The sequence below is a fragment of the Tardiphaga sp. P4_G1 genome, from assembly GCF_056401215.1.
Map to the genome: position 1 here is coordinate 363,288 of NZ_JBFUJU010000007.1, position 15,801 is coordinate 379,088.

General features: G+C 62.7%; 16 protein-coding genes. 10 read left to right on the top strand and 6 right to left on the bottom strand.

Annotation, left to right across the window (positions count from 1 at the left end):
- Positions 1–18: 18 nt before the first annotated feature.
- A complete protein-coding gene (locus AC1DUY_RS19160) occupies positions 19–1,437 on the bottom strand; it encodes a TAXI family TRAP transporter solute-binding subunit (protein ID WP_478116274.1) in 1,419 nt (472 codons plus the stop codon).
- 200 nt (positions 1,438–1,637) lie between these two features.
- Here AC1DUY_RS19160 and AC1DUY_RS19165 point away from each other — a divergent pair, with 200 nt between their 5' ends.
- Together AC1DUY_RS19165 and AC1DUY_RS19170 are read left to right on the top strand one after the other, a co-directional pair.
- On the top strand, positions 1,638–1,961 hold the full coding sequence (locus AC1DUY_RS19165; protein ID WP_478116276.1) for a 4a-hydroxytetrahydrobiopterin dehydratase: 324 nt from the start codon (positions 1,638–1,640) through the stop codon (positions 1,959–1,961).
- An 81-nt stretch (positions 1,962–2,042) separates the two neighbouring features.
- A complete protein-coding gene (locus tag AC1DUY_RS19170; protein ID WP_120287796.1) occupies positions 2,043–2,426 on the top strand; it encodes a YkvA family protein in 384 nt (127 codons plus the stop codon).
- A 22-nt stretch (positions 2,427–2,448) separates the two neighbouring features.
- On the opposite strand, the gene AC1DUY_RS19175 is transcribed toward AC1DUY_RS19170, so the two are convergent.
- A complete protein-coding gene (locus AC1DUY_RS19175) occupies positions 2,449–3,423 on the bottom strand; it encodes an NADPH:quinone oxidoreductase family protein (RefSeq protein ID WP_478116278.1) in 975 nt (324 codons plus the stop codon).
- Positions 3,424–3,542: 119 nt separating this feature from the next.
- On the opposite strand from AC1DUY_RS19175, the gene AC1DUY_RS19180 reads away from it, so the two are divergent.
- The 6 genes from AC1DUY_RS19180 (at position 3,543) to argG (ending at position 9,261) form a co-directional block, all read left to right on the top strand.
- The gene (locus AC1DUY_RS19180; RefSeq protein ID WP_478116280.1) at positions 3,543–4,382 is read left to right on the top strand and encodes an SDR family oxidoreductase; all 840 of its coding nucleotides are present in this window, start codon (positions 3,543–3,545) and stop codon (positions 4,380–4,382) included.
- 202 nt (positions 4,383–4,584) lie between these two features.
- Positions 4,585–5,202 (top strand): invasion associated locus B family protein, encoded by a 618-nt coding sequence (locus AC1DUY_RS19185; protein WP_478116282.1) that lies wholly within the window; start codon positions 4,585–4,587, stop codon positions 5,200–5,202.
- Positions 5,203–5,420: 218 nt separating this feature from the next.
- Entirely contained in the window at positions 5,421–6,599 is a 1,179-nt protein-coding gene (gene rlmN / locus AC1DUY_RS19190) for a dual-specificity RNA methyltransferase RlmN (RefSeq protein ID WP_089266898.1), read from the top strand.
- Positions 6,600–6,601: 2 nt separating this feature from the next.
- Positions 6,602–7,078 carry a hypothetical protein gene (locus tag AC1DUY_RS19195; protein WP_089266516.1) on the top strand — a complete coding sequence of 159 codons (477 nt, stop codon included), beginning with the start codon at positions 6,602–6,604 and terminating at the stop codon, positions 7,076–7,078.
- Between the two features lie 45 nt (positions 7,079–7,123).
- Positions 7,124–7,927, top strand: a complete 804-nt coding sequence (locus AC1DUY_RS19200) for a phosphatase PAP2 family protein (protein WP_478116284.1) — start codon at positions 7,124–7,126, stop codon at positions 7,925–7,927.
- Entirely contained in the window at positions 7,924–9,261 is a 1,338-nt protein-coding gene (argG, locus tag AC1DUY_RS19205; protein WP_478116286.1) for an argininosuccinate synthase, read from the top strand. The genes AC1DUY_RS19200 and argG overlap by 4 nt, the downstream gene beginning before the upstream one ends.
- Before the next feature lie 85 nt (positions 9,262–9,346).
- On the opposite strand, the gene AC1DUY_RS19210 is transcribed toward argG, so the two are convergent.
- Entirely contained in the window at positions 9,347–10,009 is a 663-nt protein-coding gene (locus AC1DUY_RS19210) for an O-methyltransferase (protein WP_478116288.1), read from the bottom strand.
- Between the two features lie 90 nt (positions 10,010–10,099).
- On the opposite strand from AC1DUY_RS19210, the gene AC1DUY_RS19215 reads away from it, so the two are divergent.
- Both AC1DUY_RS19215 and AC1DUY_RS19220 read left to right on the top strand, forming a co-directional pair.
- Complete coding sequence (locus AC1DUY_RS19215) at positions 10,100–10,738, top strand: TetR/AcrR family transcriptional regulator (protein ID WP_478116290.1); 639 nt, start codon at positions 10,100–10,102, stop codon at positions 10,736–10,738.
- A gap of 109 nt (positions 10,739–10,847) precedes the next feature.
- Positions 10,848–12,602, top strand: coding sequence for an alkaline phosphatase (locus tag AC1DUY_RS19220; RefSeq protein WP_478116292.1), 1,755 nt, complete (start codon positions 10,848–10,850; stop codon positions 12,600–12,602).
- 125 nt (positions 12,603–12,727) lie between these two features.
- On the opposite strand, the gene AC1DUY_RS19225 is transcribed toward AC1DUY_RS19220, so the two are convergent.
- From AC1DUY_RS19225 to AC1DUY_RS19235, 3 genes are all read right to left on the bottom strand, one after another.
- Positions 12,728–14,770 carry an OmpA family protein gene (locus AC1DUY_RS19225; protein WP_478116294.1) on the bottom strand — a complete coding sequence of 681 codons (2,043 nt, stop codon included), beginning with the start codon at positions 14,768–14,770 and terminating at the stop codon, positions 12,728–12,730.
- 198 nt (positions 14,771–14,968) lie between these two features.
- Complete coding sequence (locus tag AC1DUY_RS19230) at positions 14,969–15,208, bottom strand: hypothetical protein (RefSeq protein ID WP_089266509.1); 240 nt, start codon at positions 15,206–15,208, stop codon at positions 14,969–14,971.
- Positions 15,209–15,694 (bottom strand): pyridoxamine 5'-phosphate oxidase family protein, encoded by a 486-nt coding sequence (locus tag AC1DUY_RS19235; protein WP_089266897.1) that lies wholly within the window; start codon positions 15,692–15,694, stop codon positions 15,209–15,211. It lies immediately after the preceding gene.
- Positions 15,695–15,801: the final 107 nt, after the last annotated feature.

Here is a 15,801-nt window from a genome sequence, read left to right on the forward strand (position 1 = left end):
GCGTCAAAACGAAAGACTCTAGACCGCCAGCGGCCGCGGCGGCTGACGCAATTGCTCCGGCGGATTCATCGGCTCCGGCGGGATCATGCCGATCAGCGCCTTGCGGTCGGCGACGGCGTTGTGGAATTGCTCGAGCGCAATATTGAAGGCTGTCAGCGTGCCTTCCTCAATGGCACCATGCTCGTAGCAATTCAGGGTATGACGCAGAATATCGTCGGCCTCCGCCTGCATCGTATCGAGCTCTTCGAGGGACTCGCTCTTGCGCGCGGCGGCAATCATGTCGAGCAGACGATCGCGCTCCGACACATTCACGTTGCGCTCGTCCTTCTTGAGATAGCTCGCGAACCAGGCGCCGATCGAGCCCATCGCCGAGAGCCCCATCAGGCTCCACCAGATGTAGTCGCTGTAGCGATCGAGGAAGGTCTTTTCTTCGCCATCCACATAGGCGGCCGCGCCGGGATGCACGGGGATCACCGCATCCTTGTCAGTATCGGGCGTCTCGATCTTCGCCGCCAGCGGGAAGTCATTGATGATTTGCTGGCGGATTGCAAACAGCTGCCGCGTGAAGGCGGCGATGGTCACATCAGACAGGCTCTGCCGCGCCACGATGTGATGCGAGAAGCTGACGGTCTTGACGTCATCGTCCGGCCGCGCCGGCGCGCCGCCGAATGCGCCTGCAGGAATTTCCGATGATTCATACATCGGGAAATTCTGCGCGATGGCTTCGGCCGAATCGATCGCGAGGAAAGTCGGCGTGCCATCGCGGCTCGAGGCCTGGATCGCATCATTGGTGATCTTGCTGTTCACCGGACCTGCCGCGATGAACGCATCGACCTTCTGGTCCTTCACGGCCTCAGCCACTTCGGTGGTCGAGAACTGCACGATGGTGACCTTGGCCGGATCGACGCCATATTGCCGCAGGATGATGTTCAGCAGGTTGACGTTGGCCTGCGTCTTGCCGATCACGCCGACGCGGCGTCCGGCGAGCTGCGAGAATTTGGTGATCTTCGGCCCGGATTTCTTGCCCTTGGCGGCCGGCGGCACCCAGATCACAGCAACGTTCTTGCGCAGCGTGGCGACGGCGCGCGCATTCTTTGGCACTTCGAGATCGCCGCGGATGATCGCGAGATCGGCCTTGCCATCCGCGAGCGCCTTGGCGCTGGCAGTGGCACCTTCGGTGAGGATCGGCCGCAAACGAACCGTATAGTGATCGCGCGAGAACGACTGCACCAGCGCCTGCACAACCTTCACGTCGTCGCTGTTCGGCGGACCGACGGCGATCCGCAGCGGCACCGGCTTCATGGCGAAGTAGTAAGCGCCTGCCACGGCTGCGACGATCGCCAACGTCCCCGCCAGCGTGATCAGCGTCATCTTGCGCCGGATCGACCGCGGTGACGGCGGCCCTATCGGCCCGATAACATCGGGACCGTCTGCCATGGATCTGGAAAACAATCGCTTCAAATTCATCTGCGCCAAATGGGTTCGAGCGACAATGTAGCAAAGTTTCGGGTCGACGCGCCGTTCCACCGGCAGCATGGTTACCGACGGGCTTGGTTACTTTCCTGCATGCGCGGCATTTGCTGCCTTATTGTGGCATGGATCCCAACTGTGTCACCGGGCGTTAGAGTAAAGTTCAAGTGAAGCAGGAGGTTGGCATGGTGGAACGACTCTCGGCCGAGGCCCGTAAGGCGGCGCTCAAGGAGCTCTCGGGCTGGAGCGAGGTTTCCGGGCGCGATGCCATCGCCCGGACCTTTACGTTCAAGGACTTCAACGAGGCTTTCGGCTTCATGGCGCGGGTCGCTCTGGTCGCCGAGAAGAGCGGCCACCATCCGGAATGGCGCAATGTTTACAAGACAGTGGAGGTAGTACTGTCCACCCACGACGCCGATGGCGTCACCAAGCGCGACGTCGATCTGGCCAGGGCCATGAATACCATCGCCGGGCAACTCGGCAACTCCTGAGCGTTGCTGAATGTTGCGACGCCGGAGCCGGATCACCATTTACCGGAAAGGCTGCAAACTGCAGCCGTGAGGACATTGCCGATGGCAACCGACCACAGCGTGGGCTTCGAGCCAGCCGATGAACTGGCCAAAGACCGCGAAAGCGTACGCAAGCAGTTCTGGCACAAGCTCAAGCGACTGGCGGTTAAGCTGCCTTTCGCCGAAGATTTGCTGGCGGCTTACTACTGCGCCTTCGACCGGCAGACACCGCGCCACGTCCAGGCGGCGCTGCTCGGCGCCATCGCGTATTTCGTGCTGCCATTCGATTTCGTGCCGGACATGCTGCCCGTTCTGGGATTCACGGACGATGCCGCGGTGCTGGCCACCGCCTTGCGCATGGTGGCGAGCCACATCAACGAAGACCATCGCGCGGCTGCCAGAGCGGCGATCGCACGTGGATTGGCGAAGGGTGAAACGGACGCGTAATCCGCGTCCGCCTCATTCAGTTTTATGGATGAAGGATCACTTTGCCCATGGCCTGACGGCCTGCCAGTACCTTCAACGCATCGGCTGTCTTGGCTAACGGCAAAGTCCTGTCGACATGGGATGAGATCTTCCCTTCGGCGGCCCACTTCACCAGCTTTTCCAGGTTGGCGCGGTTCTTTTCGGGATTCTGCCGTACCCAGGCGCCCCAGAACACGCCGCGGATGTCGCAGCCCTTCAGCAGCGCTAGATTAAGCGGCATCTTCGGAATGTCGCCGGCGGCGAAGCCGATCACCAGGAAGCGGCCTTCCCAAGCGATAGCGCGCAGCGAGGCTTCGGCATATTTGCCGCCCACCGGATCGAAGATGATGTCGACACCCTTGCCGTCCGTCAGCTTCTTCAGACCTTCCTTCAGATCTTCGGTCGCGTAGTTCAGGCCGATATCCGCGCCGTGCTTCTTGGCGAATTCCAGCTTCTCGTCCGACGACGCGCAGGCGATGACCTTGAGGCCGAGCAGCTTGCCGAGTTCGCAGGCCGCGAGCCCAGTGCCGCCCGCGGCGCCGAGCACGGCCAGCGTCTCGCCTGGCTTCGGGCTGGCGCGGTCTTCCAGCGCATGCAGCGCCGTGCCGTAAGTGATGATCACGCCGGCAGCGCGATCGAAATCGAGATTGTCGGGAATCTTCACGGCGGATGCCGCAGGCACCGCGATCTTTTCACGGGCGCCATTGTGGCCCACAGATGCGACCACACGGTCACCAACCTTGAGGCCGGTCACGCCGCTGCCGATGCTCTCGATCACACCAGCGACTTCCGCAGCCGGCGAGAACGGGAACGGCGGCTTGATCTGGTACTTGCCCTGGATCATCAGGATGTCGAAGAAATTCAGCGCCGCCGCCTTGATGGCGATAACGACCTGACCGTCACCGGCAACGGGATCATCGATATCGGCGAGAACGAGATCATCGGGTTCGCAGAATTGCGAGCAGAGAATGGCTTTCATCTGATCATCTGACCTTCGGCTTGAGACAGTTAAAGGGAGTCATGCCGGATTTGACGGCGCGCTACAATCTGATTCGAGAAAAGGTAATTCCGCCACGCGGCCAACCGAGGAACCGTCCCATGTTCGAGACAACGCTGCTCGCCAACAAGCGCATTCTGGTCACCGGCGGCGGTTCCGGCCTCGGTGCGTCCATGAGTCACCGCTTTGCGGGGCTGGGTGCCGAGCTCATCATCTGCGGTCGCCGACTTGAATTGCTCGAACAAACTGCCGCGCAATTGCGTACCGACTTCAGCGCCAAGGTCAGCACCTTCACCTGCGACATTCGTGACGCAGCGGCGGTCGAGGCGATGATGGAGACAATCTGGCACGATGGGCCACTCGACGTCCTCGTCAACAATGCCGCAGCCACCTTCATCGCGCAGAGCGAGCATCTCTCCGCCCGCGCGGCCGACGCGATCCTCGCACCGTCGCTGCACGGCGCCATGTATTGCACCCTCGAAGCCGGACGGCGCTGGATCGCAGGACACCACAAGGGCGTCGTGCTGAGCATCCTCTCGACATCCACGATCACCGGGCGCGCCTTCACGGTGCCATCGGCGATGGCCAAATCTGGACTCCTTGCAATGACGAAATCGCTCGCGGTGGAGTGGGGACCCAGAGGCATCCGCACCGTCGCCATCGCGCCCGGCCCGTTCCCCACCGCTGGCGCGACCGGGCAGCTGCGACCTGAGGCACGCGACAGCGGCCCTGCGGCGCAGAACCCGCTCGGCCGAGTCGGCGAACACAGCGAACTCGCCAATCTCGCGAGCTTCCTGATTTCCGATCAGGCCGGCTACGTCAATGGCGAGATGGTGGTGCAGGATGGGGGCGCACACCTGCGCGCATCTGGCGCAGAGGATCTGCTGCAGTGGAGCGATGCGCAGTGGGCAGCGCAGCGTGCGGGGCGTACAAAAAACTGAGCAGAAAACTGAGGATGACTCCTGCGCCGTCAGCGCGCAGCAAGGCAAGGACTGCTATCCTTGCGGAGGTCACGTCTGCCTTTTCAAGAAAGCGATTTGCGGATATGGCAGACATCGTGACGTCAGCGATTCCAGATCGTCTTGGTGAAGCCGTCTTGTTGCGAGCCATCTTCCAGTCACAATGATAGAGGATCGAGACTTGATGTCCGTGCGGCGATTCCTGACAGTTGTGTCGATGAGTGTAGCGATGGTCGGTCTCTCCGATCTTGCGCAGGCGCAGAGCGCTGCATCGAAGGGCAAGGCCGCCGCACCGAAGGCCGCGCCCACACCGGCAAAGCCCGCAGCGGCGGCGCCTGCTGCAGCGGGTGGCGCCGAGCCCACGCTGGTCGGACAGTTCGGCTCGTGGGGCGCCTACACCGCAACACCGAACGGCAAGAAAGTCTGCTTTGCGCTGGCCAAGCCGGCGTCGTCAAAGACCAATCCGGCGAACCGCCCGCGCGATCCCGCTTACGCCTTCGTCTCGACCCGCCCGGCCGAGAAGGTGACCAACGAAGTCTCGATCATGATCGGCTATCAGTTGAAGCCGGGCTCCGAGTCCACGCTGGAAGTCGGCGGCGCGCGCTATGCGATGTATACGCAGGGCGACGGGCTCTGGATCAAGAATGCCGCCGAAGAAGAGCGCATGGTGGAAGCCCTGCGCAAGGCGGCCGACGTGACCGTGAAGGGCGTCTCCGCCAAGGGCACCGAGACCACCGACACGTTTTCGCTGAAGGGCCTGGCCCAGGCGCTGGACCGGCTGGCGCAGGATTGCCGGCGGTAATTGCCGCCAAACATCGGCTAAATCCTTGTCGCCGTTAATATTGCCGCATTTCGCGCCTTTTCATTCGGGCGCGAAAAGCTTATTTGAGATCGGCCTGTTTAAGGCCAGATTTCCCGCGACATCATAGATCGAACGCCATGACCCCCGTTTCAGCCGAGGCAAGTGCTTCCGTATCAAGCTCCGCCATCGACGCTTCCCGCGCATTGCCCGCGGGCGAGATGCCGCTGGAGAAGATCGCCACCGAGACCTATGTGCCGCTGGCCAAGCCGTCCCTGATCGGCCTGTCGCGCACGGAAATCGCAGAAAAGCTCGGTTCCATCGGCGTGGCGCCGGCCCAGCGCAAGATGCGGACGCAGCAGATCTGGCACTGGATGTATGTCCGGGGCGTCCAGACCTTCGCCGAAATGTCCAGTATTTCCAAAGGCATGCGCGAAGACCTCGAGAAGCATTTCACGGTGGCACGGCCCGAGGTCGTGGTCGAGCAGATCTCCAATGACGGCACCCGGAAATGGCTGCTGCGGCTGCCTTCAGGTACCGCCGGCGAGAAGGCCCACGAGGTCGAGTGCGTCTATATCCCCGAAACCGACCGCGGCACGCTCTGCGTCTCGTCGCAGGTCGGCTGCACCCTGAACTGCTCGTTCTGCCACACCGGTACCCAGCGGCTGGTCCGCAACCTGACGGCCGGCGAAATCGTCGGCCAGATCATGGTTGCCCGCGACCGCCTCAACGACTGGGCCGACAGGGAAACGCCAGACGGCAACCGCCGCGTCACCAATATCGTGATGATGGGCATGGGCGAGCCGCTCTACAATTTCGATGCGGTGCGCGACGCGCTGCTGATCGTGTCGGACAATGAAGGCATCGGCATTTCGCGACGGCGTATCACTTTGTCGACCTCCGGCGTGGTGCCGAACATCAAGCGCACCGGCGACGAGATCGGCGTGATGCTGGCGATCTCGCTGCATGCAGTACGCGATGAGCTGCGCAACGAGCTGGTGCCGCTCAACAAGAAATATCCACTCGAACAGCTGATGCAGGCCTGCCGCGATTATCCCGGCGCGTCCAACGCACGGCGCATCACTTTCGAATATGTGATGCTGAAAGGCGTCAACGACTCGCTCGAGGACGCCAAGCTGCTGGTCAAGATGCTCAAGGGCATCCATGCCAAGATCAATCTGATCCCGTTCAATCCGTGGCCCGGCACGCGCTACGAATGTTCCGACTGGGACCAGATCGAGAAGTTCTCCGAATATATCTTCAATGCCGGCTATTCCTCGCCGGTGCGCACGCCGCGCGGCCGCGACATTCTCGCCGCTTGCGGCCAGTTGAAGTCGGAGACCGAGAAACTGTCGGCGCGTGAGCGTCAGGCTTTGCGCGCGATGGCGATGACGGACTGACAATGGCGCTGATCGGCCGCCTGTTCGTCATCTTTCTCGGCTTCTGCGCCGCCTGTCTCGTCGGCGGCGCGATCGTGGTGTTCTCGATCCTGTTTCCGGAGCTCTCCGCGCTCGATACCGGCGTCATCGACCCCAACACGATTAATATCCTGCTTGGCTTCGGCTTCATCTTCATCAGCGGCTTCGCGCTGATTCCGGCGATGCTCGTCGTCCTCATCACCGAGGCTTTCTATATTCGCAGCGTCATCGTCTATGCGCTCGGCGGCGCGGCGGTCGGGCTCGCCTGCTATCTCGGCCTGATCCCCTACGACCCTGCCACGACGAGTTTCGACGGCATCGTCCGCCGCCATCTCGAAGTCATGACCGGCGCGGGCATCATCGCGGGGCTGATCTACTGGGTGATCGCTGGCCGCAACGCTGGCGCCTGGCGGCAGCCACGGCGCGCGCCACCGCAGCCCGATGTCGCGGCCGGCCCGTAGTGCACTGCCTTTCCTTCAACTCCTGCCTCGGCTAAACCGCCCGCCATGAACCGGACCGGACTCCTCATCGCGCTTGGGCTGTTTGCCGTCATTGCCATTGTCTTCGGAGTCTGGCCCGAACTCGACCTCAAACTCGCGGCGCTGTTCTACGATCCTGAGACCAGACGCTTTCCCACGACGTCGCTGCCCTACGCGCAGTTCGCCCGCGATGCGGCGATGTGGATCGCATGGGCCTTTGTCGCGCCCTCGATCCTCGCGCTGATCGTGAAGCTGATCTGGCCGAACCGGCCGCTGCTGGTGAAGGGCCGCACCGTGGCCTTCTTGATTCTCACCATGCTGATGTCGGCCGGGGTCCTGACCAATCTGACCTTCAAGAGCTTCTGGAGCCGGCCGCGACCGGTGATGGTGACTGAGTTCAACGGCCCCTGGCAGTTCAAGGCCTGGTGGAATCCGACTGGCCAGTGCGGCCGCAACTGCTCGTTCTTCTCCGGCGAAGGCGCCACGGCGTTCTGGACCTACGCCCCCGCTGCGCTCGCGCCGCCGTCGGTGCGGCCTTACGCCTATGCGGCAGCAACGGTGTTCGGCCTCGCCACCTCGGGCTGGCGGATGGCCTTCGGCGGCCATTTCTTTACCGACGTGACCATCGCCGGCCTCGTCTCATTCCTGGTCATCTGGTTGATTCACGGGTGGATTTACCGCTGGCTCTCGACCCGGAAGACGGATGAGGAGATTGACGCTGCGTTGACGCGCTTTGCCTGGCCGGGCTATCGCTGGCGGCAGAAATTGCGCGGTCGCGAGGTCGGTCCCGCACCCAATTCAACCGAAATTGCCCGATTGGACGTTCCATGACCACGATCTTGAAGAGCCTGCCCAAGGGCAAAAACGTCGGCATCGCTTTCTCCGGCGGCCTCGACACGTCAGCGGCGCTGCTGTGGATGAAGCAGAAGGGCGCCAAGGTCTTCGCCTACACCGCCAATCTCGGCCAGCCTGACGAAGCTGACTACGACGAGATTCCGCGCAAGGCGATGGAGTTCGGCGCCGAGAAGGCGCGCCTCGTCGATTGCCGCGCGCAACTGGTCCATGAAGGCATCGCCGCGATTCAAGCCGGTGCCTTCCATGTCTCGACCGGCGGCATCGCCTATTTCAACACCACGCCGCTCGGGCGCGCCGTCACCGGCACGATGCTGGTCTCGGCCATGAAGGAAGACGGCGTCAATATCTGGGGCGACGGCTCGACCTATAAGGGCAACGATATCGAGCGGTTCTACCGTTACGGATTGCTGACCAATCCGGATCTGAAGATCTACAAGCCCTGGCTCGACGATCAATTCATCGACGAACTGGGCGGCCGCGCCGAAATGTCGGCCTTCATGACCGCCCACGGCTTCGCCTACAAGATGTCAGCCGAAAAGGCGTATTCAACCGACAGCAATCTGCTCGGTGCGACGCATGAAGCCAAGGATCTCGAACAGCTCGACAGCGGCATCAAGATCGTCAACCCGATCATGGGCGTGCCGTTCTGGCGCGACGACTGCGCCGTCAAGGCCGAGAAGGTCGTGGTGCGGTTTGTGGATGGCCAGCCCGTTGCGCTGAACGGCCAGACCTTCACCGATCCTGTCGCGCTGTTCCTCGAGGCCAATGTCATCGGCGGCCGCCATGGCCTCGGCATGAGTGACCAGATCGAGAACCGGATCATCGAGGCCAAGAGCCGCGGCATCTATGAGGCGCCAGGCATGGCGCTGCTGCACATCGCCTATGAGCGCCTCGTCACCGGCATCCACAACGAAGACACCATCGAGCAATATCGCATCAGCGGCATGCGGCTCGGGCGGCTGCTCTATCAGGGCCGCTGGTTCGACTCGCAGGCCTTGATGCTGCGCGAAACCGCGCAGCGCTGGGTGGCCCGCGCGATCACCGGCGAGGTGACGCTCGAACTGCGCCGCGGTAATGACTACTCGATCCTGAACACCGAGAGCCCCAACCTGACCTACGCGCCGGAGCGGCTCAGCATGGAGAAGGTCGAGGATGCGCCGTTTACGCCCGCAGACCGCATCGGCCAGCTCACCATGCGCAATCTCGACATCACCGATACCCGCGCCAAGCTGGATCTGTATTCGAAGACGGGTCTGTTGAGCACCGGCGAAGGCTCGAACATTCCGAAGCTGGACAACGACAAGAACTGACGACCGTGGCGTTGTGACGCGTAGGATGGGTTGAGCGTAAGCAAAACCCATCCTACTCTCGCGTCTAGGTCTGGCACCTTCATCGCTACATCCGCATCGACAGTTCGACGTCATCACCGAACGGGACTGACAGGTAACCATTCGCAGGAGTGCGGACATAAGCGAGATAGTCGGGGCTGTAATCCGCATTGTCAGCAATGACGAAAGCTCCGCGTTTGAGACGGCTTTCGACGATCGCAAGCACTTCCGGATAGAGCGCCTTGGCGCCATCGAGCAGCAGCAGATCAATCTTATCGGGCAGATCGGCACGCAATGTCTGCAACGCATCGCCTTCACGGAATTCAACGAGATCGATCAGGCCGCCTTCGGCGAGATTCTGCCGCGCGATGACGATCTTCGAGGGTTCGAATTCGCTCGTGATCAGGCGGCCTCCGCCGTTGTCGTTCAGTGCCGCCGCCATATGCAGCGTCGAGATCCCGAATGACGTGCCAAATTCGACGATTGATCGAGCACTGGTCGATCGCGCCAGCATGTAAAGCAGCACACCGGTCGCGGGCGACACGGCAAGCGGGACGTCCCTGAACCGGCTGTACAGATCGACATAGTCGGTCTTGCTCTGCATCATCCGCTGCCGATCGTCCTCAGACAGGTCGGCGACGGCCTGGCTGGTGCGGGACCGTGCGGCATCCGCTTCTTCAAACAGACGCTTGAGAAGGGGGCCGACGGGATCCGTCGTGAGTGTGGTCATGATATTTCCTGCAAAAGAGACGCTTGATTGCATCCTCCTGCAAATACGAATATTTATTCGCATTCGCTAATCGCATTGCGGAGGCCGTAGATGGCTCGGCGTACAAGTCCTTCGATTCATTCGAGAAAGCAGCCGCAACAGGCTCGCTCCGAAGAGCTGGTCAGCGCCATTCTCGAAGCTGCTATTCAGGTTTTGGCGAAAGAAGGATTTCACCGCTTCACCACCGCACGCGTGGCGGAGAAGGCCGGTGTCAGCGTCGGATCGCTGTATCAATACTTCCCGAACAAGGCGTCGATCCTGTTTCGTTTGCAGAGCGACGAATGGCGAGACACCAACGACATGCTCCGCCAGATTCTGGAGGATGAAAGTGCATCGCCATCTGCGCGTCTTCGCAAACTGGTCCATGCCTTCATCAAATCGGAATGCGACGAAGCCGACATTCGCCATGCGCTCGATGGCGCGGCGCCGCTCTATCGGGATGCTCCGGAATCCCGCAAGGCCAAAGCGGCAGGACGACGCACATTCGCGTCCTTCATCGCGCATGCACTGCCAGCGGCGACCGAGGAGAGGAGATCGCTCGTCGTCGATGTCATCACCTCGACCTTGAGCGGAGTAGGAAAGGACTTTTCCATGCGCCCCCGGCCCGTCGCCGAGATCTCAGCTTTCGCGGATGGGCTGGCAGATATGCTTTGCAGTTATCTGGAGAGCTCCGGGAGCTGTGAGACCTAGCATTTTGGCCTCCGTTCCGTTGGCACGGCCGCACGTCACCTGCCAGTCATCCAACTGTCGTAATGCAGGCCCGCGCCCTAAGCCGGGCGCCTCAGGGGGAATATCCATCATGACGAGAACCTTTATTGTGGCCGCTGGAATGCTGTTGCTGACGAGCGCATCGCTGCCAGCGCAGACGATCTATCCGCTCGACCGCGCTGATATCCTCGCGGGCGCGAAATTCGACTTCAAGGTCGAGTTTCCCGAACTCGTTCAGGCCGCCGACATCAAGGTGACGATCAACGGCGCCGATCAGACCGCAGCGTTCGGCAAGACCGCGGACTACATCGCGAAGGAAGACGGCAAAGATCAGTCCGCGCTGCTGCTGCGCGACGCGACGCTCGATAAAGCCGGGGTTTACAAGATCGAAGTCAGCGACGGCGTACGCAGCCGCGCGGTGACGTGGAACGTCTACGATACCGGCCCGCGCAAGGCGAAGAATGTGATCCTGTTTATCGGCGACGGTATGTCGCTGGCGCACCGCGTCGGCGCCAGAATTCTTTCGAAGGGCATCACCGAAGGCAAGAGCCGCGGCAAGCTCGCGATGGACGACATGCCGCATATGGCGATGGTGGCAACGGCGGGCTCCGATTCCATCATCACCGATTCCGCGAATTCGGCCAGCGCCTATTCCACCGGCCACAAGACCGCAACCAATGCGATGGGCGTCTATGCGGATCGCACGGCGAATGTATTCGACGACCCGCAGGTCGAAACCATCACCAGCCTCGCGAAGCGCAAGCTCGATCTGGCGATCGGCATCGTCACCAATACCGAGGTCGAGGACGCGACGCCCGCCGCGATGATCGCGCATACCCGCCGCCGCGCGGCCTATGACGAGATCGTCGCGCAGTTCCTTGCGGCCAAGCCGGACGTATTGATGGGCGGCGGCGCAGCGAATTTCCTGCCGCAGGCGGCCGCGACATCGAAGCGCAAGGATGACGTCGACTATGTCGCGCGCTTCCGCGATGCCGGTTATTCGGTGGCGACCACGGCGCCCGAACTGAACGGCCTCGCCAAGAAGCCGGAGACGCGCAAGCTGCTTGGACTTTTCACGCCCGGCAATATGGACGGCGTGCTGGACCGCAAGTTTCTCGGCGGCGGCGGCGTGAAGAAATATCCGCAGCAGCCTGATTTGACCGAGCAGGTGCATGCCGCGCTCAAGGTGCTGTCGCGCAACGACAACGGCTTCTTCCTGATGGTCGAGTCGGGCCTGATCGACAAATACGCCCATCTGCTCGACATGGACCGCGCCGTCTATGACGTCATCATGCTCGACAATGCCGTGAAGCTCGCCCGCGACTGGGCAGCCAAGCGCGGCGACGACACGCTGATCCTCGTCGTCTCCGACCACAGCCATCCCAACAGCCTCGTCGGCACCGTCAATGACGACATGAGCAAGGAGCCAAACCTGCCGCTGCGCGAACGGCTTGGCGTCTATGACAAGGCCGGCTTCCCGAATTATCCCGCGCCGGATGCCGAAGGCTATCCATCACGCATCGATGTCAGCCGGCGGCTTGCGATCATGTCGGCGAGCCTTCCCGATCACTACGAGACGCTGCGGCCGAAGCTCGACAACCCGAACGATCCCACCGAGAAGGGCGAAGAGCCCGGCACTTTCAAGGCCAACGAGAAATACAAGAATGCGCCGGGCAGCATGCTGCGGCTCGGCAACCTGCCGGCCATGATGGGCGCCAGCGTGCATTCCGGCGAGGACGTCATCCTCACCGCCATCGGCCCCGGCAGCGACCGGGTGAAGGGCTCGATGGATAATACGGACGTGTTTCGCGTGATGGTGGATGCGTTGGGATTGGCGGCGAAGTAGTAGCGTCTTTCCCTCCCTCAAGCGGCTCAGCCACGCAATGGGGAGGGAAACCATTGGCAGCAGCGTACTATCAAAACAAAAATGGCCGGGATCGCTCCCGGCCATTTTCTTTCATATCAAACCGCTCAGCGACGCGGCGGTGCCGTGCCCGGAGGCGGCGGGGGCAGCGAAGCCTGACCGCCATTGAGCAGCGGCGTGATGTTGCGGATCGTGACGCGGCGGTTCTGACGCTCCGGACCGTCGGTCTGGATCTTCAGATACTGCTCGCCATAACCCTGCGACGTCAGATTTTCCGCCGGCACCTGGAATTGCTGGGTGAGCAATTCAGCCGCCGACTGCGCACGGCGATCCGACAGCGACAGATTGTCGACGTCCGATCCAACCGCATCGGTGTGACCCTCGATCAGGAACACCGCACGCGGGTTGCGTGAGATCGCCCGGTTGAGACCATCTGCGATCACCTGCAGCTTCGAGGCTTGGTCCGGCGGAATATCCCACGAGCCTAGCTCGAAGTTGATCGAGTCCAGATCGATCGACGGCATGCGCTGGCGCACCATCGGGCTGTAGCGGATTTCATCGAGCGTATAGCGGCGCTCGATGCGATCCACCGGAGGCGCGATCAGCGTATCGTAGACGAGATCGGGCGAGGCCTGATCGTAGTCGACGATGTAGCGGTTCTGCGGAATCCGGATCATCGGCGGCGGCAGATCGACATAGAAGCCGAGACCACCCGGACCGCCGGGGCCACGCGGACCACGGAACGAGTTATCGATGATGATGATCTCGCGTCCCTCGCGGTCCCTGCGGATACGTCGCAGCAGCTGACCGTCGCGGCCAACCACCGTGATGATCTGCGAGCCGTCGGGACGGATCACGATGGTCCGATCCTCACCGCCGACCCGGTCTGTACGGATGTCACGCGCGCCGTAGCGGAAGCGATCAACCTCGTTGTGGCGGATGAACGACTGACCGCTCGGATCCTGCACGATGATGCGTCCAGGCTCGGTGATGATCGTGCGGCCGCCTTCCTGGCGCTCGCTGCGCTGGCCGCGGAAATCGCCCATGTTGCGCGGCCCCTGGGGGGCAGCGCCCGGTGCGATCGGCGTCAGCGCTACTGCTGGCGGCGGCGCCTGAGGGATCGGTGCCGTCACGGTCGGGGCGGGCGGCTGCACGACCTTGATGTTGCCGCCACCGGGCGCGACCACGAGAGGTGCAGCAGTGCTCGTGGGAGGCGCAGCGGCGGGTGCCGTAGCGTTCGGCGCGACGCCGGGCGCAGCAGCGTTGGGCGGCGTGCCGGGTGCACCGGGCGCGCCTGCGCCCGGACCACCAGGAGGACCACGGCGGCCATCCGAACCTCGTCCGTCCGGACCACGGCCATCAGGGCCACCGGGGCGACCAGACGGAGGCGCACCCGCAGCAGGCGGTGTGCCAGGCGCAGTCGGAGCTGCCGACGGCGCCGGTGCTGCAGCAGGAGGCGTTGCCGCAGGGGGGGTCGCAGCCGCTGGCGGCGTTGCCGGTGTTGGAGCCGGTGTCGGCGCAGCAGCAGGTGCCGGACGCGCGGCAGGCGGAGTTGCTGCAGGCGGTGCCGCCGGCGCCGCGGCTGGTGGCGTTGCAGGCGCGGGACGTGCGCCGGCCGGCGGCGTGGCACCGGGTTCACGGCGCTCAGGACGTCCTTCGCCGGGCTCGCGACGTTCGGGACGCGCAGCGGGCGGCGTTGGCGCGGACGGAGCTACAGGCGCAGCGGTGGGCGCTGGAGGTGCAGCGCGCGGGGCCGGAGGCGCGACGGGAGCCGGCGGCGGAGCTGGGCGCGGCGGCGGAGCGGCCGCAGGTGGTGGGGGTGGCGGCGGTGTCGGGCGCGGAGGTGCGGCCGCAGGCGCCGGCGCAGCCGGGGGTGCCGGAGGCGCGGGACGCGCAGCAGGGGGAGCCGGTGGTGGTGGCGGCGGCGCCGCAGGGCGTGCGGCTGGCGGCGCAGCGGCGGGAGGCGCAGCAGCTGGCGGAGCCTTGGGTGGTGCCTTCGGGGGAGCCTTGGGCTCACCTTCAGGCGCAGCAGGTGCGGCCTGCGCGAGCACGATCGGCGCATCGACACTCGACGCATAAGCAGCGGTCGCTGCGATATGCGCAACGCCGAGCGTCGTCGTGGCCAGTAATACGAGACGAAGTTTTGTCATGATAGACCTTGGGCCCCCGGATAAGGATCTTCAACAAACTGATTTTTGTCGGCCGAACAAATCGGCACATTGATCAACTGATATGCATTGGGCCGGAATGTGGCGACAGGCAAATGCAAATTCGTTTTTATTTTCGACACGACAATGGCCCAAACGCGCTTTGTTCATTGCGCGTTCAGGCCATCGATCTGTAGTTCGCTACATCACTGCAGGCGGTTGCTGACCTGGATTGATATCAGGATTTGGCACCGGCATCTCATCAGGCACATCTCCAGGTAACTCTTCGGGTCGCGACGGCTCACCGGGATCGCGCACCGGCGGCGGTACCTCGGGCCGCGGATTGCCCGGCGGGCTCTCCTGCGGCGGTTCGGAGGGTTGACCGGGCTTGATCGGCGGATCCTCGACGGGATCGATGCCGGGTGAATCGTCTTTAGGCATCTAGATTGCGACCTTACGGTTGGTGCCGATGTCCGGACGCGTACCAGTCACAGCCGCAGCGGCCATCTTCACATAGCTGATCACAGTGCCCGGCGAGTCCCAGAACTCGGCATCGTCAGGCGTGAACTTCAGCACACGAATATTCGGATCTTCCGCGCTGTCCCACCACGCCTTTGCGGAGGTGGTGAACAGCTCCTTGATCTTGGCGCGATCGTTCGAGACGGCAGCAGTGCCGCTCACCGAGACATATTTCTGATCGCTCGCATCTGCGAAAGAGAGATTCACGTTCGGATTGCGCTTGATCTCATCATCCTTGTGTCTACGCGCATCGCTGAGGAAGTAGACCGCATCGGCTTCGCGATCCACATAGGCAGCCATCGGCCGCGCTCGCAGCTTGTCGCCATCATGCGTCACCAGCATGGCGAAGCCGATCTTCTTCATCAATTCCCAGGCGCGTTCGATATCACGGGTATTGTCATTGGCCATTATCTGTCTCCCTTAGGGCTGAACTAACAACGGCGCGATCGATGCGATGTTCCGCGACAACGGGCCGGATGAAGGCGGGTTTGACAGCGGAACAGGAACCGCCCATC